At 20.9% G+C, this 20422-nt stretch carries 16 protein-coding genes; 12 read left to right on the forward strand and 4 right to left on the reverse strand.

Annotation, left to right across the window (positions count from 1 at the left end; genetic code table 11):
* Together MDPP_RS02205 and MDPP_RS01030 are read right to left on the reverse strand one after the other, a co-directional pair.
* Window positions 1-615 (reverse strand): AAA family ATPase (locus tag MDPP_RS02205; RefSeq protein WP_281281258.1); only part of this gene is annotated, 615 nt, incomplete at its 3' end.
* Window positions 616-652: 37 nt separating this feature from the next.
* On the reverse strand, window positions 653-2206 hold the full coding sequence (locus MDPP_RS01030) for a hypothetical protein (protein WP_144658346.1): 1554 nt from the start codon (window positions 2204-2206) through the stop codon (window positions 653-655).
* A gap of 1071 nt (window positions 2207-3277) precedes the next feature.
* Here MDPP_RS01030 and MDPP_RS01035 point away from each other — a divergent pair.
* The gene (locus MDPP_RS01035) at window positions 3278-3589 is read left to right on the forward strand and encodes a hypothetical protein (RefSeq protein ID WP_144658347.1); all 312 of its coding nucleotides are present in this window, start codon (window positions 3278-3280) and stop codon (window positions 3587-3589) included.
* A gap of 182 nt (window positions 3590-3771) precedes the next feature.
* Window positions 3772-3990, forward strand: coding sequence for a hypothetical protein (locus MDPP_RS01040; protein ID WP_144658348.1), 219 nt, complete (start codon window positions 3772-3774; stop codon window positions 3988-3990).
* A gap of 125 nt (window positions 3991-4115) precedes the next feature.
* Here MDPP_RS01040 and MDPP_RS01045 read toward each other — a convergent pair whose 3' ends face one another.
* Window positions 4116-7076, reverse strand: a complete 2961-nt coding sequence (locus tag MDPP_RS01045; RefSeq protein WP_144658349.1) for a trypsin-like peptidase domain-containing protein — start codon at window positions 7074-7076, stop codon at window positions 4116-4118.
* A gap of 582 nt (window positions 7077-7658) precedes the next feature.
* Between MDPP_RS01045 and hrcA the strand changes: the two genes are divergently transcribed.
* The 6 genes from hrcA (at window position 7659) to MDPP_RS01075 (ending at window position 14658) form a co-directional block, all read left to right on the forward strand.
* Window positions 7659-8690 (forward strand): heat-inducible transcriptional repressor HrcA, encoded by a 1032-nt coding sequence (gene hrcA / locus MDPP_RS01050; RefSeq protein ID WP_246058869.1) that lies wholly within the window; start codon window positions 7659-7661, stop codon window positions 8688-8690.
* A gap of 117 nt (window positions 8691-8807) precedes the next feature.
* Window positions 8808-9518, forward strand: a complete 711-nt coding sequence (locus tag MDPP_RS01055; protein WP_144658350.1) for a nucleotide exchange factor GrpE — start codon at window positions 8808-8810, stop codon at window positions 9516-9518.
* Window positions 9484-11364, forward strand: coding sequence for a molecular chaperone DnaK (gene dnaK, locus MDPP_RS01060; RefSeq protein WP_186390727.1), 1881 nt, complete (start codon window positions 9484-9486; stop codon window positions 11362-11364). Before MDPP_RS01055 ends, dnaK begins: the two co-directional genes overlap by 35 nt.
* Window positions 11365-11474: 110 nt before the next feature.
* Window positions 11475-12542: a molecular chaperone DnaJ gene (gene dnaJ / locus MDPP_RS01065; RefSeq protein WP_144658351.1), complete on the forward strand. Its 1068-nt coding sequence runs from the start codon at window positions 11475-11477 to the stop codon at window positions 12540-12542.
* A gap of 128 nt (window positions 12543-12670) precedes the next feature.
* Window positions 12671-13672, forward strand: coding sequence for a lipoate--protein ligase (locus MDPP_RS01070; protein ID WP_144658352.1), 1002 nt, complete (start codon window positions 12671-12673; stop codon window positions 13670-13672).
* Window positions 13673-13989: 317 nt separating this feature from the next.
* Window positions 13990-14658, forward strand: coding sequence for a hypothetical protein (locus tag MDPP_RS01075; RefSeq protein WP_144658353.1), 669 nt, complete (start codon window positions 13990-13992; stop codon window positions 14656-14658).
* A gap of 25 nt (window positions 14659-14683) precedes the next feature.
* Here MDPP_RS01075 and recU read toward each other — a convergent pair whose 3' ends face one another.
* Complete coding sequence (gene recU, locus MDPP_RS01080; protein ID WP_144658354.1) at window positions 14684-15262, reverse strand: Holliday junction resolvase RecU; 579 nt, start codon at window positions 15260-15262, stop codon at window positions 14684-14686.
* 156 nt (window positions 15263-15418) lie between these two features.
* Here recU and MDPP_RS01085 point away from each other — a divergent pair, with 156 nt between their 5' ends.
* From MDPP_RS01085 to mutM, 4 genes are all read left to right on the forward strand, one after another.
* Entirely contained in the window at window positions 15419-17101 is a 1683-nt protein-coding gene (locus MDPP_RS01085; RefSeq protein WP_144658355.1) for a ribonuclease J, read from the forward strand.
* Window positions 17102-17163: 62 nt separating this feature from the next.
* Window positions 17164-18858 (forward strand): ribonuclease J, encoded by a 1695-nt coding sequence (locus MDPP_RS01090; RefSeq protein WP_144658356.1) that lies wholly within the window; start codon window positions 17164-17166, stop codon window positions 18856-18858.
* A gap of 222 nt (window positions 18859-19080) precedes the next feature.
* Complete coding sequence (locus MDPP_RS01095) at window positions 19081-19479, forward strand: hypothetical protein (RefSeq protein ID WP_144658357.1); 399 nt, start codon at window positions 19081-19083, stop codon at window positions 19477-19479.
* Window positions 19480-19603: 124 nt separating this feature from the next.
* On the forward strand, window positions 19604-20416 hold the full coding sequence (gene mutM / locus MDPP_RS01100; protein WP_144658358.1) for a DNA-formamidopyrimidine glycosylase: 813 nt from the start codon (window positions 19604-19606) through the stop codon (window positions 20414-20416).
* Window positions 20417-20422: the final 6 nt, after the last annotated feature.

Below are 20422 nucleotides of genomic sequence, written 5' to 3' on the forward strand. Positions count from 1 at the left end.
ACGAGCTTCTTGAAATAATTGACGAATACGAGCAGCCCCAACGCCAACAAATATTTCAACAAATTCCGAACCGCTGACTGAAAAAAAAGGAACTCCAGCTTCTCCAGCTAAAGCTTTTGCTAGTAAAGTTTTTCCTGTTCCTGGAGGTCCTTCTAATAAAACTCCTTTTGGAATTTTAGCACCTATTCTAGTATATTTAAAAGGATTTTTTAAAAAATCAATTAATTCTTTTAATTCTTCTTTTTCTTCTTCGTTACCAGCAACATCTTGAAAAGTAAAGTGAGATTTTTGTTTAGAAGAAATTAAAGTAGAATTTAAGAAATTTGAACTTTGTTTTGAATAATTTAAAAAATACATTAAAAAAACAATCGAAGACAATGAATGAATTGTACTAATCATTTGATTTTGAATAGGTTGGAAAATTAAAAGAAATTTGTTAAAGCTAATTCTTAAACCAAAAATATTTATTTGTCTGAATTGAACCGCAATAAAAACCATAATATCCAAAATTAAAAAACAAATAATTATTATACATAATTTAAAATGTGGTTTTTTTAAATCAATTTTTATTTTTCTCAAAAAATTTATGATGTTTTTTATTAATTTATGAATCATTTTTATTATTTTTTCCTTTCAATAAAATTCAATTAGTTCATAATTTGAACATATATTCCAATTGATTCAATTTTTTAATTTGTTTATCAAAAAAATCAATATCAGTAGTCAACAAATAAAAATAAAATACAGAATAAACATCATAAGCTTTATCTAAACTTTCTGAAGATATATTGATTAAATTATCAATACTTTCAGTTATTTGTGGATATCTATTTTTGTTCTTATATTCATTTTTTTTATCTTGTAAACATTTTAATAAGGATTTCCATCGATCATATTCTTGTGAAAATGTTGATTTAAAAAATTCATGATTTTTGTTAGAATTCGTATTACTATAATTTCCATCTTCATTATTCTCTATTTCTTCTCGTCTTGTAGTATAAAAATCATTAAGTGGTTCTACAAATTCATTAATAATTTTTTGTATCCTTTCATCTTTTAATTTTTCATCTAATAATAATTTTAAATAATTATTAAAATCATAAAAATCTTTTTTGGAAGAATCAACTTCTATTTCTTTTAAGGGTATTACAGAAAATTTATCATTTAAAAATGAGTCATGTATACTAGTAATTATTTGACTACATAATTTTTTTATTAAATCAATAAAAGAGATATAATTATCATTATACTTAGGGATTGAAAGTATTAATTGATTAATTCCATTGCCCAAAGTGTCACCATCAATTGCTATAAACAAATTTTTAATTTGTTTTATTTTCATGCTTAATTTAGGATCATTAATATCTTTATTATTCGAAATTCGAATTAATTGTTTTATATCATCATGAACAGCTTTTCTCAATTCTTTTTGTGTTTCATTTAATTTTATATTATTCCAATTTTTACTATTAAAAATGTTTTGTAATTTAGATAATAATTTTTTTTCTTCTTCATTAAATAAATTTTTTGAGATATCTAAAGAAATAACATCATCATCTTTAAATAAATTTAATAAAAATTCAATTTTACTATAATCTGATTTTGTAGAAGTAGAAAATAATTTTAATAAAAAAATATTATTATTATTTTCTAAATTATTTGAAAATAAATCATCGTTTTTCAAAATTTTTTTAATATTTATTTGAATATTTTTAGGATATTCTTTTGATAAAAATTTTTCGATATCTTCTGCCAAATTTTTTACTATATCGCTAAAATAACACAAATTAATTGTAATCTGTTTGTAGTTAGCTAATGAGTTATACATTACATTGTTGGATTTATTTAAATTATTAGTTTGAGATCCTATTCTAGAACAACAAAGATCGCTAAAATGTAAATTTTCAAATAAATCATTTATTGTTAAAATTTTTTTACCATTAACGCTGTTATGTTTATGAATTTTTGTATATAAATCTTTACAAAAATTTATATTTTTAATTAAAAAATTAGTTGAATTTTCAGGAAAAAATAAACCATAAGTATAAGTATCTTTATTATTATATTTATTATTTTCATAATAATTAAAGTTTTTAATAAATAAATAACAAAATCCGACTATTATCAATACTAAAAATACTAAAAAAAACAAAAATCTCAAATTTAAAATATTTTTATTATTCTCTTTTTCATCCATAATTTTCATTCTCTCTTTTTCTTTTAATTTTTTTATATTAATTAAAATTATACTTCATTTTTTTCTTATGTCAAGATAAATAAAAAAAAAAAAAAAAAAAATTAACATATTAAGAAGTTAGTCTTGTCTTTGTAGTTATTTATTGTAGTTATTTATTAATGTTGAGAAGATAAATCAAAACTTAAAATCTATACAATATTATTTTTTTAATATTTAAAACAAATTAAATCTTTTAATTTATTAATTTATTATTGTATATTAACTACTCCTTAAAAAAAAGAAATATGAACTTAAAAAAATAAAAATAGATAAGTTTTAAAATAATAAAATATTAATATTAACTTAAAAAAAAGTAATCTTTATTTTTTTAAAAAAAAGATAAAGAAAATTATTGTTTTATTGTTGTAAATCATTAAAATATTATTGTTAAAATAGAAAAATAAAGCCACTTGTTTTTTTAATAAACAATTTTGACTTTATTTTTACGATTTCATTTGTTATATTTTGATAGATAAATAGATAAGGATTATAAATCTATCGTGATAAAAAAGTAGAGAAAAATTGATATTTATTTAAAAAAATTTAAATCTTTGATCATAGAACATGATATTTGAAGATAGTATTAAAGTTTATTTAGCAAATGATGAAATATTTTCTAAAACATAGAAAAAGATAAAATAATCATTTTTAATTTAAATAAAATTAAAAATTCCTTAATATTTTATTTTTCATTAATGTTGAAAATAATTTTCCAAAAATTTATTTTATAATATTTGTTTGAACAAAAATATTTAAATATTGATTTTTATTAAATTTTATATTAAAATAATAAAATTGAAATATTAATTTTTTTTGTTTTTTTAAAATTTCAATGTTTAAATTATTAAAATATTATTAATAATGTAAAATGTAAAGTAGGAAACAAGAGATAATTAAGAATAATAAGAAAGATAGAATTATCATAATTCTTTGTGTCATTTAAATAAATAAAAAAAGAGGTCAATTTGATCAGAAAAATATGATTTTTATGAAAAAAAAAAGAATAAATAATTATCCTAATTCATTAATTTCGACATTTAAATGGATTATATAATTTATTTGCTTCGCTCTTTAAATAAAAAAATAGATAATTTGATTTTAAACAAATTAGTTGAAATACCTTATATTCAATTTATCAAAAATTTTTTTTTAAATTATATATCTCATTATCTCGTTTTAAAAGATGAAGAAAACATTTTCGCTAATTTTTTGACTTTTTGGTTTCTTTGTTTAATTTATCCTTTTATTTCTTTTTTGGTAGAGAAATTATTTTATACCATTGTTTATATCATTGATTATCTTTTTTTAATTTTTAAATCAAAAAAAAACAAAGGAGAAAAATCAGATGCTTGAAAAAGTTTCAATTTTTTTACAATATGTCATATTTATCTTATCTTTTTTAATGTTCAAATTCATTTGTTATAGTTATAAAATTTTCATTTGTTATAGTTATAAAATTATTTTTCAAAAATTAAAAAAAGGTTTTTTTGTTAATCATTATCGTCAGTTAAAATTAGAAAAAACAAAAAAATAAAATGTGGTTGTATTTAAAATCTTTTTTAAATAATCATAAAGAAATATATCAATCATTTGTTCATTTTGTTCTTTTTCTTTTGATTTTATTATCCTTCCCTGCTTTTTTATGTTTTATGGATGATTTATGTAATTTAATTAATAATTTATTTAATTTAATTAAATCTTTTTTTCTTTATTTTTACAACAAGAAACAAAAAAGAAACAAAAAAGAAAAGTAAAAAGAAAAGAAAAAAGAAATAAAAAAATATTAATAAAAAATAAAATATTTTTATTAATATTTTTATTTTTTATAATTATATTAATTAAATATAAATAGTTAAGTTTCAATATCTAGATTATTTCTTTATAATTTCTTTACTTTATATGAATAAATATTTTTAATAGGTAATATGAAAATTATTATAAAAGAAGTAATAATTATAAAAAAAACAAAATAAATTATTTGAATATTATTTTTCCATTTTTCTTTCATCAAAAGTTCTTTGATAATTTCTCCTTTTATAAAAGAAGCTTTGATGAAATTATGTGGTATTTCATTATTGGATATAAAATGATTAATTCCTAAAAAATTACCATTTTTATCGAAACATAGAAAATTGATTTTTTGTCCATAAAAAGTATTTTTTGTTTTTAAATCAAAAACAGAATCAAAAAGAAAATTTTCATTTTCGATAAAACTTACATTTCCTTTGAATATTTGTGGGAAATGATTTTTGTTATCAGTATTAGTTATATAATATATATCTTCACTGATGTCTGAATCAGAAAGTTTTCTTATTGGTGTTATAGGGTATTCTACTGAAGATTCAAAAGTTATCAAAGATAAATTATAATTTCCATAATAAAAACTTTTTAAAACACCTCTTTCTTTTGAATTAGAACCTTCGATATTAGATAATATAATATTAACTTTATCAGATAATAAATTGACTAACGGTTCTATTTTTTTATAAAAAGGTAAAAAAAACAATCCTAAATTATTTTTATGCGTTGACAAAATAAAATACAAAAAATTACCATTAGATAATGTTTTTTTTTGAAAAATAACACCATTACCTTCAACATTTTTATTATCTTTTTCCCAAATAACTAAAGATTTGCTTAACAAATCATTTTGTTTTTTGTCCATAATACGAAAAGATAAAAAAGGATTATATTTAAAAGAATTTTTAAACAAGTATTCTTTTTCTTCAATAATTATATTATTATTTTTTTTTCTGAAAAAAAATTTAATTTTTTTTTCATTTTTTGCTTTAAATTCTATTTCTATTTGATCATATTTCGGATTGAAACAAAATATTTGTTTTTGATCATCGTAAATTTTTATTAAAAAAAGATTAATTTGTTCATTTTGAATATTCTTATTATTAAATGATGATGGAAATAATAATATTTTAGATTCTGATTTATTTTTCAAAATATAAAATAAATCTTTGATAGAAAAAGTAATGTCTTTTTGTTTTTCTAGAAAAGAATTTAAATCGGAATTAGAAATGAATTGATTTATTTTTTCTTCTTTTTCTTGTTGAAAATCATCATCTTTAAAAATAAATTTTGTTGGAATTGGATTTTGTTTTTTTTTGTTTGTTATTTTTTGATATATATCATTTATATGTGTTATATTAATAGCTTGAGAAAATTGATCTGTCATGACAGGGTTTTCGACAGAACTTTTATTCATTCCTATTATCATTCCTTTTTCATCAAAAACAGGTCCACCGCTATTTCCATTATCTATTTTAATATCAAAATTAATTTCTTTTTCGTTAAAAAAAACTATATTCCCTTTTTTTAATAAATTGATTTCAAGATATTTTTTTATACTCTTTTTTGGTTGATCAAGTAATTCTACTAAGATTTCGCCATTTTCATAAAAAAATCGGATAATATAATTTTCTTTTGGATCCAAATCGACATCTATAATTTGAGCTAATTGAGAGCCCATATTGTAAATAAAATCCCCTTTTTTAATTTTCATTTTTTTTTCTTCTGGATAGAAATTTTTCATCCTTTCATCTAAAATTTTTTTTATTTTTGTATATTTTTTCTCATCATCGTTTTCAAATTCCAAGATTGCTATATCGTCATAATCATTTTCATTGTCAATGTATCCTAAAATTTTGATATTTTTGATGCTGTCTTCGAAATATTTATTCAAAACCATAATAGCAGGAGCATTTGGATTATCATCTGTTTTTATCACATGTCTATTAGTTAAAATATAATACTTATATTTTTGTTTTTCATTTTCTTTCTTTTCTTGTACTTGTTCAACTTTACAAATAAAACCTGAACCCAAAGAATCTTGACCTAAAGATTTATTTGCGAAAATTACAAAAGTAATTGTATTTAAATCTTCGATAATTTTTTCGTTTATATCTTTTTGTTTTTTTTCTTCGTTAAGTTGTTGATTTTCGTATTGTTTTTTCAAAATTTCTTGACATTTATTACATTCTCTTTGTTTATCTATTTCTGCTCTCATCTTTTTATATAATTTTTCTAATGAAATATATTTACTTTTTTTGGATGAATTTTTAAAAATTCCCAAATAATTTCCTTTTTGATCAAAAGAAATTTTACGTTTTATGATTGTGTCATTTTCTTTTTTTTTAATTTTGATGGGTAAATAATAATTATTTTTTTCCAAATTTTGTATTTTTTTTTCTTCTTTGTCTTTGTATTTTTGTTCTTCTTCTTCCTCTTCTTGTCGTTGTTTATCTTCATAACACTTATGACATTGAAAAAAATAAAATATACAATTAGATGTTACAACGTAATTTATTCCTTTTTGTTCATCTTGATTAGGTAAAGAAAAACCAACAAAATTTCCTTCAGTGTTGAAAAAAATTTTATTATTTTTCCCTTTGATAGAAACAGGTAACGAATGTGTATCAGAAGAATTATAATTTTCACTAATAATCCCTTCTTGAAAAGCATTAATTTTATCTATAGTAAAAGCGTATATGACATCTCCTTGTTTAAAATGATACGGTTTAATTTCGTATTCGTCACATTTGTCAAATATATTTTCTTTTGTATTTGAAAAGTTTTTATTTTCTGATTTTTGAGAATTTAATATTCTTTCAAGCATATCTCGAATTTCTTTAATTTTTTTAGATTTAATTTTTTCGTTTTTATCTTTTTTAAATATTTTTTTTGAATTCTTAATATAGTTATCACAATCAATTATTTCTTCACTATTTTTGATATATTTCCAGACTAAAAAATAATAAAAAAATAATATCAATAACATTAATCCAAAAAAAATATATAATTTTTTTTTCTGATTTTTATTAAGATACATACTTTATTTCATACTTTGATCGATTTCTTTATATTATTTAAATTAGATATTTCATTAATGATAATTAATAAGTTAAAATTATATAATTTTATATTTATATGATATCTAATATCTTTTGTGACAATCTATGACTTAACCTATTAATTATATATATATATAATTATAATACTATTTATTTTAAAATTTTATATACAATTGCAAATAGAAATAGGAATTACAAATAAAATTTTAAATAATTAAGATTAATATATAGGCCATAAATAAAAGTGAAAACATTTTTTTATAAATATTTAATCTTATTTAATCTAGTACCTATATACTTAATAACTAATATAATACTAAATTAAATAAAATATTATATAAGTATTTTTCATTCTAATTATTTTTATTAAAATTTAATTAAATCTTTTTATCTTTTAAAATATTTTATACTTGACATTATATAAAAAAAGTAATAAAATTAAGTTAGCAGTCATTATACTCGATTGCTAAAATAATTAAAAATAAATTGAGCAGTTCATTTAATGATAGTATATAATTTATTTTAGTTTTTAGTCAAAGCGTTAAAGGTGTATGGTTGTTTTGTTGCTTTCTGATAGAAAAAGACTTATTTTAAAAGCAGTTATAGAATATTATTCTAAAGATTCTAAACCTGTAGGTTCTCAATTATTAGCGAAATTATCTTATTTAAAATTTTCTAGCGCTACTATTCGTTATGATATGCTTCAGTTAGAAAAAAAAGGTTATTTAGAAAAAGTTCATAAATCTAGCGGAAGAATACCTTCTATTAAGGGTTATGTTTTTTATTTAAATAACTTAATCACGCGTAAACAAGAGAATGAAAAATTATTTATTTTATTTGAAAAAATAATTAAGCAAAACAAAAATTTAAAAGAAAAGATTATCAAAGATCTTTTTAATTCATTTTGTGATTTCACTAATTATGTAGTTATTAATGTTAAATCTGATTTTTTGAAACATCATAAAATTAATGAGTTGAAATTAATTTTTGTTAATGAAGAAAAAGCTGTTTTGTTAGTTATAACAGAAAAAGGTTATTTAAGGAATCAAAATATTTTTTTAGAAAAAAATAAAGATTTTGATATTCAGGATTTACATACAATAATTCGCATTTTCAATAATTTACTATTTGGAAAACATTTGCACGAAGCTATTTCAATATTAAAAAATGATTATATTATTCAAGAAAAACTTAAGATTTCTGATCAATATAAAAATTATTTGATTCAATCTTTAATAGAGGTTTTTTGTAGTTTTGAAAAATATAATTATGATATTTATGGCATTACTAATTTTTGGAATTTTATTGATAATAAAAATTTTCAAGAAATAAAAAAAATGATGAATTTATTGGATACTAAAGAATTAAATGAAATTTTTTTTAATTCTCCACAAAAAATTATTTGTCAATTAGTTAATCAAATTCGTTTAATGTCTTACTATAATTTAATAATTATTTCTATTCCTTATTATATTAACGAGCGAGAAAAAGGTTTTATTGCGGTTTTAGGTCCTCGAATTATTAAATATCAAGAAATCATTCCTTTTTTAGAATATTTGTCTGCTCATTTATCCAATTTATATATAGAATAAAAAGAAATAAAAAAAGAAATGAAAATAATGAATAGTTGATTATAATCAAAATTGAAATTAAATAAAAATTGCAAAAAATATTTATTTTTACTTTTATAAAGGAGTATAATTTATCTAATGGTTGTAAGTGAAAAAAATAAAATAAAGAACGCAGAAATTATTCAAAATAAAAAAAATGATAATTTAGAAAATAATAAATTAAAAAAAGATTCAAAAAAATCAAAATATAATTGCGAATATTCCGGTCATTGCGAAGATTTTGACTGTAACAAATGTGATTGTAAAGATTGTGATTGTTTGAATATCGAAAAATTAAAAGAAGATAATAAAAAATTAAAAGAAGATAATAAAAAATTAAAAGAAGAATTATTGGCGATTTGTAATATTAGAGAAAACGATAAGTTAAAATATCAAGCTGATTTAGAAAATTTTAAAAAAAGAATCCAAAAAGAACAAATAACAGCTTTAAAATATGCTTCGATGGATTTGATTAATGATATAATCATCCCTTTAGAACAATTTGACAAAGTTCTGGAAACAAATATAGAAGATAATAAATTATTACAACAATTTTTATCTGGATTTAAAATGATTAATCAACAAGTGAAAGATTCTTTAACAAAAAATGGTGTTAAAGAAATTAAAGCTTTAGGTGAAAAATTTGATCCTAAATTCCATTATGCTGTTGAAAAAATTGCAGATAAAGAACAACCTAATGGTATTAATGTTTCTGTTTTACAAAAAGGTTTTTTTTATAAAGATTTAGTTTTAAAACCAGCTATGGTAAAAATTAATGAATGGAGTAATAAAAATAATGAAAACAAATAAAATTATAGGAATAGATTTAGGAACAACTAATTCTTGTGTTGCTGTTATGGAAGGAAAAGAATCAAAAGTAATTACTAATGCTGAAGGCGGAAGAACAACACCTTCTATCGTTGCTTTCAAAGGAAAAGAAATTTTAGTAGGAGAAGTGGCTAAAAGACAAATTTTGACTAATCCAAATACTGTTTCTTCGATTAAAAGACATATGGGAGAGAATGATTTTACTGTTAATATAAATAATCATAAATACACTCCTCAAGAAATTAGTGCAATGATTTTGAAAAATTTAAAGAAACAAGCAGAAGATTATTTAGGAGCTGAAGTTACACAAGCAATTATTACAGTTCCTGCTTATTTTAATGATAATCAAAGACAAGCGACTAAAGATGCAGGAAGAATTGCAGGTTTAGAAGTAAAAAGAATTATTAACGAACCTACTGCTGCTGCTTTAGCTTATGGAATAGATAAAAGCGAAAAAGAACAAAACATTTTAGTTTTTGATTTAGGAGGAGGAACTTTTGACGTTTCTGTTTTGAATTTAGCTGAAGGTAATTTTTCTGTTTTAGCTACTTCAGGAGATAATAACTTAGGTGGCGATGATTTTGATTATAAAATTGTTGATTTTTTAGTTAATGAATTTAAAAAAGAATATCAGATTGATTTATCAAAAGATAAAACAGCAAAACAAAGATTAAAAGATGCTGCAGAAAAAACTAAAAAAGAATTAAGTAGTATTACAGCTACTCAAATTTCTTTACCTTTTATTTCTATGAGTTCAACGAGTGGACCTTTACATTTAGAATATAATATTACTAGAGCAAAATTTGATGAATTAACACAAGATTTAGTAAAACGTTGTTCTGTTCCTTTAAGACAAGCTTTGAGTGATTCTAAAATGAAATCTAGTGAAATCGATCAAGTACTTTTAGTAGGTGGTTCAACAAGGATTCCAGCTGTTCAAGATTTAGTTAAAAAAGAATTGAATAAAGAAACCCTTAATAAAAGTATTAATCCTGATGAAGTTGTTGCGATGGGAGCTGCTATTCAAGGCGGTATTTTAACAGGCGAAATTAAAGACGTTGTTCTTTTAGATGTAACCCCTTTATCTCTAGGTATTGAAACTTTAGGAGGTGTTTTTACTAAATTAATTGATAGAAACACTACTATTCCTACTTCTAAATCTCAAATTTTTTCTACTGCTGTAGATAATCAACCCTCTGTTGATATTAACGTTTTACAAGGCGAAAGACCGCTTGCTAAAGATAATAAAAATTTAGGGCAATTCCGTTTGGATAATATCCCCCCTGCGCCAAAAGGAGTTCCGAAAATAGAAGTTTCTTTTGATATCGATGTTAACGGCATTGTTTCTGTAAAAGCTAAAGATTTAGGTACAAACAAAGAACAAAAAATTGTTATTTCAGGAAAAGGTTCTTTATCAGAAGAAGAAATTCAAAAAATGATTAAAGAAGCTGAAGAAAATGCTGCTGCGGATAAAGAGAAAAAAGAACAAATTGAACTTCTAAACAATGCTGATAGCTTAATCGCTCAAACAAAAAAATCTTTAGAAACTTTAAAAAATGAAATGAATGATGAAGAAAAAAACAAAATTCAAAGTCATATTAATTCTTTAGAAGAATCTTTAAAAGGTGAAGATTTTAATTTAATTAAAGAAAAATTTGAACTTTTAGAAAAAGAAGCACAATCATTAGTTATGCGTGTTTATCAAAAAGAACAAGAAAAAAACAATCAAAAAGATAATAGTTATGATAATGATAAAAAAAATAATCAAAAAGATAATTCAAAATCTAATGATGAAACTTTGGATGCTGAATTTAAAGAAAAAAAATAATTTATTTTTTTAATATTTTTTAGAAATCAAAAAAATTTATTTTTTTTGGTTTCTTTCTTAATTTTTTAAAAATTTTAATTACTGAAATTTATTTAGGAGTTTGTTTCGATGTGAATACAAAAAGAGATTATTATGATGTTTTAGGAATATCTAAAACAGCTAGCGAACAAGAAATTACAAAAGCTTACAGAACACTTACTAAAAAATATCATCCAGATATTAGCAAAGAAAACAACGCCACTGAAAAATTTAAAGAAGTACAAAAAGCTTATGAAACCTTAAAAGATCCTCAAAAAAGATCTAATTATGATAACTTTGGTCATGATGCTTATAATCAACAAACAAGCAGTGGATTTCAAGGGTTCAGTAATAGCGGAGGTTTTGATTTTGTTGATGATATTTTCGAAACTTTTTTTGGCGGCAGAACATCTAAAAATAATAGTCAAAAAACAAAAGTGCAAAAAGATTTGCATGTTGAAATGACTATTAGTTTTTTGGATGCAGTTTTAGGAACAGAGAAAAAAATTGATTTAGATATCGAGGAAGACTGTCCTCAATGTAATGCTACAGGAGCTAAAGAGTCTAAAGATATTATTTTATGTTCTTCATGTAATGGTTCAGGATATATTACTAAAACACAAAGAATTTTTTTAGGTAATATAAACACTAAGCAAGTTTGTAACAAATGTCGTGGTACAGGTCATATTATTTTGAATAAATGTTTTTTATGCAAAGGGGATAAAAGAATCAAAAATAAAAAAACATTTACAATTAATATACCTGCTGGAGTAGAAGATGGTATGACTTTACAATTAGAAGAAAAAGGAAATAAAGGTCATTTAGGAGTTTCAAATGGTGATTTATATATACTTTTTCATGTTCTAAAACATGAAAATTTCGAAAGAAAAGAAAATGATATTTTTTCTAATGTTGATATTACTTTTTCTCAAGCGACACTTGGTGCCATCATTGATATAAAAACAATTTATGGAGAAATTAATTTAAAGATTCCTGCTGGAACACAAACAAATACTAAATTCAGATTAAAACATAAAGGTGTTTCTTATTTAAATACTTATCGTAAAGGCGACCATTATGTTATTGTGAAAATAATCACTCCTACAAAATTATCATATGAGCAAAAACAACTTTTTAGAAGATTACAAGAATTAGAATAAAAAATTTAATTTTCTGAAATATTATTTCAATAAATTTATTTGTTTTAGAAAATATTTATTTTTTTGAATTTTATTTTATTTTTGAATATTATTTGTGTATATCTATTAAGTAAAGGTTAATAATTATTATGATTTTAGTTAAATGTAATCATTCTGAAAGCTTAAAACCTTATTTTTATTTCGCTTTAGAAGAATATTTTTTAAATAATTTTTTAAATAAAAATGAAATCTTTTTCTTTTTGTGGAAAATTCACGGAGTTGTAATTGGTAAAAATCAAATTATCGAAAACGAAGTTAATTTAGATTTTTTAAGAGAAAATAAAATTGATATTTTTAGACGTCCCACAGGGGGAGGTTGTGTTTATAATGATCCTCAAACTCCTCTTTTTAGTATTATTACCAAAAAAAAAGATAAAGATTTTAGTTTTAAAAAATATTTAGTTCATATCATTGAAGCTTTTAAAAAATTAGGAATAGATTTATATTTTAGTGGACGTAATGATATTTTATTAAATGGGAAAAAAGTTTCTGGTAGTTCTTTTATGGAGAATAAGAACGGAATGATTATGCACGGCACTTTACTTTATAATTGTGATATTCCTACTATGATTCGTTGCATAACTCCTAATGATGAAAAATTAATTTCTAAAGGAATAGAAAGTGTTTCATCTCGTGTTACTAATTTAAAAAAATATTTGAATAAAGATATTACACAAGAAAAATTAATGACTTATTTAGAAAATTTTTTAACAAATAGAATTTATATTCTAAGCGAGGAAGAAATATCAAAAATTAAAAATATGGCCTTAAAATATTCAAATAAAGAATGGATATACGGAGAACATCCTTTTTATACAAAAAATTTAAAACAAACTTTTGATTGGGGTTGTTTAGAAATTTTGTTATCTTTACGTAAAGGAAAAATAGAAAAAATATTTTTAAGAGGAGATTTCTTTCATAAAAAAGAAGAAAATGGATTATTTAAATTTACAAATTATTTCGAGAATATCCTTTATAATCAAGAAGAAATAAAAAAAATTTTAGAACATGTTAATATTAATGATTATATTTTAAATGCTAAAAATGAAGATTTTTTAACTTTATTAACAAAAGGAATGATATATTTATAATGATAAAAATAAGAGAATACTTTACTTAATAAAAAAAGTATTCTCTTGGTTATCTAATTTTTCTTGTTAAAATTAAATTTATTAATTTTTATTTTTTCAAAATAGAAATTTAAAAATATGGATAAATGTTTTATTGAAATAATCTAAAATATTTTGTATTATAACCAAAATAATTTTCATTAAAGTATTTATGGATATTTTTTTGACAATAAATATGCGAGATTTAATATTTTTATATTAAAAATATTTTTATAGGAATTATATAAAAAAATAATAAAAAAAGAAAGGTCATATATAAGTTCATATATAATATAAGTATGAAAAATTTATTATTAAAAAAAATTATTGCTATTTCTTTTTTCTTAGCTATTGCTTTTATTATAGAATATATTGTTTCTTTTAGTTTCGGAATTCATTGTTATTTTTCTTTATTGAAAATTGAATTATTACCAATTTTATCAATAGGTTTTCTTTTTGGTTTAAAATTTAGTTTTTTTTCTACTTTATTTTATATTTTAATTCATAGTTTATTAGAGTTTGTTTTTTCATTTCATAAACATGATTTAATTTTAGTTAATAATGATGTATTTTCTTTATTTTTTGCATTTTCTTTATTATTATATATTTTTATTATTCCTTATTTGTCTTGTGTAATAACAGGATTTTTTTATCGTAAAGATTTAAAACATTTAAATTATTATCGAAATGTTATTCAAAGTTTATCATTAATTACTTTGATCCAAATTGTTTCTTACTTTATTTTTGCTTTAATAATTCATTTTTTTTACTCTAATAGTTTTAATGAATTTTTAGAGCATTTCCCAAAAACAATTTTAAAAATTTCAGGAGAAGGTTTTTCTTTGGCTTTTTTTATTTTCTTATTTTATTTAATATCTGTGATAATTACCAATATTATCTTAGGAATTATTTTTTATTTTTTAAATCCTATTTTAAAGGAAAATATTGAATTTTTTCTATCAGAATAAAGTCAAAATATATTAAATTCTGATTTTATTTTAAAAATTTATCTACAATTTTTAAATAATCAATTCGAGGACTGTAACCGAAAGGAATTTCAAAAAGTTCTTTTTCTAAGATATTATAATTAATACTTTTTTTTTGGGTATTATTGATATAATTAATAAAGAATTCTATAGGCATATAAAAATATTTGTTTTTGTTAACAAAAAAAATTAAAAAAAAAGCTATACCTTTGAATTGTTTGACGCGTTGTAAATGTAATATTTGATGTTCTGGAATATTTGCAAAAGTAAAATTTGTTTTATGATTAGTCTCTTTAGCGTCAAAACATAAATATTTTTCTTTATATAAGCCTTGATAATCCGGAAGGGAACGCGAGCGATAATAAGCTTCTGTTATTTGAGTTTTTTTTCTTTGATGATATTTTACTTTAACAACTTGAATAGGTATTTCGCTTTTAAAAATCAAAGCTTTGTTTTGTCTATTATAATAAAGATTGGTGGAATTGATATCTTTTTCTAAATTCATTCCTAAATTTGATAATTTTTTGTTTTTAATAAGAGAAATTTGATTTTTAGATAATTTTATTTTTTTGCAAAAATCATTCATATTTTTAAATTTTCTTTCTTTTTTATGTTAAATCAATAAATTGAAATTTTATTATATCATTATAATATAATTTTTTTCGAAAAAAAGGAATAAACAATAATATTTTTAATTATTTTACATAATTTGAGAAATTTTTTTAAGGAGTCCGTATTATACATGCATAAAGATATTAATTTTTTCGCTCTAGGAGGAATTGGTGAAAATGGAAAAAATTTTTATCTATTAAAAATCAAATCTTCTTATTTTATTTTAGATACGGGATTAAAATATCCTAACGATTCTGTTCTTGGAATAGATTTTATAATTTCAGATTATACTTGTTTAGAAAATATTAAAGATCAAATTAAAGCTATTTTTATTACTTCTGCTTTTGAAACGCATTCAGGAGCTTTTGATTATTTGGCTCATTATTTTAAAGTTCCTGTTTATGGAACAGAATTTATTATCAATGTTTTAAAAACAAATTGTTTAAAAAATAATTTAGAAATTAGTAAAATAAATTTAGAAATTATTAACGAATCTTCTGAATTAAATTTTATTGATACTAAAGTTTCTTTTTTCAATATAGCTCATTTTTTACCAGAGTCTTTTGGTATAGCTTTTGACACAGAACAAGGTTTGATTTTTTATATAAGTGAGATGTATTTTTTACAATCTAAAAATAAACAATTTCAAACTAATTATGCTTATTTAGCTTCATTATCTCAAAAAAAAAAGACTTTAGCTTTAATATCTTCATCACAAGGTGCTTTTAATATTAATCCACAAAAAAAAGAAACTGTTTTGGAATATGAATTTAGTAGTTATTTAACTAATATTCAAAATAATATTATAATTTCTTTTTTAATTCCTGATTTAGTAAAAATACAATTAGTCATTAATTTAGCAGTAGAATTGAATTTAAAAATTGCTATTTTAGGAAGAAAAAGCGAAAGTATTGTTAACGTAGCTTTACGCAAAGGTTATTTAAAAATTCCATATGGTTTTTTAGTGAATTTAAAAACATCTACAAATTATATTAAATATACTAATTTAGTTGTAATAATTGTTGGTAAACGGTTTGAGCCTTTTTATAGATTGCAAAGAATATGCAAACAAACAGATCGTTTAATGAAATTACATCCAAAAGATAAGATTTTATTATTATCCATTGAATCATCAGGTGTTGATAAGATTCAAAGCAAAACATTAGATCTTTTAGCTCGTAATGGTTTTGATGTTGATATTTTAATTAAAGATCTATTTAAAGTATCTTATAATTATGAAGAAAATTTAAAATTATTATTACATTTATTAGAACCTAAGTTTTTCCTACCTATAATAGGGGAATATCGACATCAATTCCAAATTAAAAAAATTGCTGAGAATTTTAATTATGCTAAAGAAAATATTTTCTTATTTGAAAACGGTGATAAATGGATCTATGATTTTAAAAATAAACCTTATATTCAAAAAGGTTTTTTGAAAAAATTAGGTGAAATTTTAATTGATGGAACACCTGTTTTAGAAGGTAATGAATATATCTTAAGAGATAGAGAACTGTTAGCTAATGATGGTGTAATTATTATCGCATGTAATATAGATCTAAAATTCAAAAAAAATGTTGGTAATATCGAAATTGTAAGTAAAGGTTTTTTAGATAGCCCACAAGTCGAAATTATTTTAAATAAATTAAAAGAAATTTTTTTAGATTTAAATAATCAATTTTTGCAAAATAATTCAAATTTAAAATTAAGTGATTTTAAAAATGATTTAAGAGAACATATATCAAAATTTGTTTTTAAAGAAACCAAAAAAAAACCTATCATTATTCCTGTTTTAATTGTTAGCAATTATTAACTTTTAATTAGATATTTTTCGAAATTTTAAAGTAAGATAAAAAACGAAAGGATACAATAAATGTGTCTATAATAAAAAACGACGTTTTCCCAAATAATAATGACATTTTTTTCTATGCTTTAGGCGGTTTAGGAGAAGTAGGGAAAAATATGTATATTTTTGAAATAGAAAAAAAAATCTTCATTGTTGATTCAGGTATTTCTTTTACCGGAGATACTTGTTTCGGTGTTAATTATATTATTCCTAATTATGAGTACTTATTAAAAAACGAAGATAGAATTGTTGGTCTTTTTATTACTCATGGTCACGAAGATCATATTGGGGGAGTTCCTTTTTTATTAAAAAAAGTAAAAATTCCACGCATTTTTATAACAGGTATAGCTTATGATTTGATTATTATAAAATTAATAGAACATAAATTAAATAAATATATTAATATTATGACGAAGTATTTTCATAATTCAAAATTTTCCTTCTTTAATACAGAAGTTTCTTTTATACGTATGAATCATTCTATTCCTGATACTTTTGGTATTGTTTTTAAACATAATAAAAATATTCTATTTTATACTAGTGATTTTAAAATTGATCATACTCCAGTCGGTTCTCTAGCTGAATACGATAAGCTATCAAATTTAGGACAACAAGGAACATTATGTTTATTTTCAGATTCTACAAATTCTCAACAAAAAGAATTTATACAATCTGAAAATACGATCGGAATTACAATTAAACAACTTTTTTATAGAATCAAGGGAAGAATTATAATTGTTACTTTTGCTTCTAATTTTCATCGTATTAAACAAATTATCGAAGCTAGTATTGTTACTGAAAAAAAAATAGCTATTTTCGGAAGAAGCATGGAAAAATCAATTGAAATAGGTATTAAAAATGGTTATTTAAAAGTACCACGAGGTTCGATTATCGATAACAATGATCTAGAAAAATATAATAATTTAACTTTAATTTGTACAGGTTCTCAAGGAGAACCTTTAGCTGCTTTAAGTAGAATAGCTAACGGAATACATCGACAAATAAAATTGCATCAAAAAGATACGGTTATTTTTTCTTCTTCGCCTATTCCTGGTAATCAATATAGTATTAATAAAATTTTAGATTTGTTATTTAAAATGAATATTGATGTTATTACGCATGGTTTTTTAGTTAATACTCATGTTTCTGGTCATGCTAATCAAAATGATTTAAAATTAATCTTAAATTTAGTAAAACCCAAATATTTTGTGCCTGTTCACGGTGAATATGTTATGTTAATGACACATAAAAAATTAGCTATAGAATGCGGTGTCCCAACAGAAAATATTTTTCTTTTAGATAATGGTGATGTTTTATCTTTAAAAGATAATAATTTTAAAATTAAAGGAAAAATTAATGTTGGCGATGTTTATATTGATGAATCCGGAACAGAAGATTTAGGCAATATTATTGTAAAAGAAAGAAAAATTTTAAGCGAAGAAGGTTTATTTTCTGTTATTGTCAGTATCGATCTAAAAAAGAATAAAATTATAAGTTTACCTATGATTTTTTCTCGTGGTTTTATTTATATGAAAAGCAATAAAGAATTAATTAAAAATATTTCTTTAGAGTTAAAAAAAATAATAAATAAATATCTCATTAAGTTCCAAAAGTTCAATAAAAATTATTTAAAAAAAATTATTATTGATTTTTTAACTACAAAAATTAATGAATTAACATTAAGAAAGCCTATCATTATTCCTATTATTTTAACTATAAATTAATTTTTTGATAAAAATCAAATTTTCTTTATATAAATATCAATTTTAAAAAAAATTAAAAATTAATATTTTTTACGATAATATCTTAATTTTATTATTAATTCTTATTCTTAGTTTAATTAAAATATTTGATGTATAATATAATTAAAATGATTTTTAATAATTAACGCTTTATAAAAGTTTTATAAAAATATTTTTGTCGAAATCGATATGTTGATATGATCGATGAACATTAATTTGAAAATAAAAAAAAGGATTTCTGAAATGATGATGGAAAAAATCAACAATAGTGTTATTTTTAATAATTTAGATATTCAAGTAAAAGTTAGATATGTTTTTAATAAAGAACAAAAAAAAGTAAAAGAATGGTTTATTTCTGATTTTTCTTTCTATGATCAAGAATCAAAACAAAAAAAATTTTTATCTCAAATAACAATTAAATTTGAACATATTGATGAAGATAATCCAGAATTTTTTTTGCAGCCAGGACAAATTATACGTATCAATGAAGGAATAATAAAATTAATTGATAATATTTCAGAAAAAAAAAATTATATTTTAATAATTGATAAATTCAAACAATTAAGCGAAAAAGAGAGAAAAGATTATCAACAAAAAAATTAATTTTTATCAAAATATTTTTTATAATGAATTTAATTTGAAATAAAAAAAATTAATGTTATAAATTAATTTTTTAAAAATGTTTTATTTTTTTTAATATTACTGATTAAAATAAAGGTTATTGAGGATGCCAGAGTTACCAGAAGTAGAAGTTATTATAAGAAAACTAAGAAAAAAGATTATTAATTGTTGTGTTAAGAAAATAGATATTTTTTATAATAATATTATAAAAAATATTGATTTTTTTTATCAAATTGTTGATAAAGTTTTTTTAGATATACAAAGAAAAGGTAAATTTTTATTATTTTTTTTAAGCGATGATTTAGTTTTGGTTGGTCATTTACGAATGGAAGGGAAAATATATTTAAATTCTCATGAAGAATGTAGATTTAGACATTTACACGAACATTTTCGTATTCATTTAGATAATGGTTTAATTTTGAGATATTATGATTTTCGTAAATTTGGTCGTTTTGCTATCTATTATCGAAAAAATTATCTTGAAGAAAGTAAATTGTATCAATTAGCACCTGATCCTTTTGAAATATCACTAGAAATGTTTTATCAAAAAATAAAAAAAAAATCTACTTCGATTAAAACAGTTTTATTAGATCAAAAAATCATTTCAGGTATTGGTAATATTTATGCTAGTGAAATTTTATTTTTATCTAAAATTCATCCTGAAATTTCAGTTAATACCTTAAGCAAAGAAAAAATTTTAGTTTTATTAAATAAAACTAGGGAAGTTTTAATAAAAGCAATTAATTTAGGAGGTACTTCTATTAGTAGTTTCGAGGCTCTTGGACAAAAAGGTTCTTACCAAAAAGAACTTTTAGTTTATAGAAAAGCAAATGAACCTTGTTGTTTTTGCCAAAAAAATATTCAAAAAAAGAAAATAAGCGGAAGAAGTACTTATTTTTGCATTCAATGCCAAAAGTAAAATTAT

It is taken from the genome of Candidatus Phytoplasma pini (genome assembly GCF_007821455.1).
GTDB lineage: Bacteria > Bacillota_I > Bacilli_A > Acholeplasmatales > Acholeplasmataceae > Phytoplasma > Phytoplasma pini.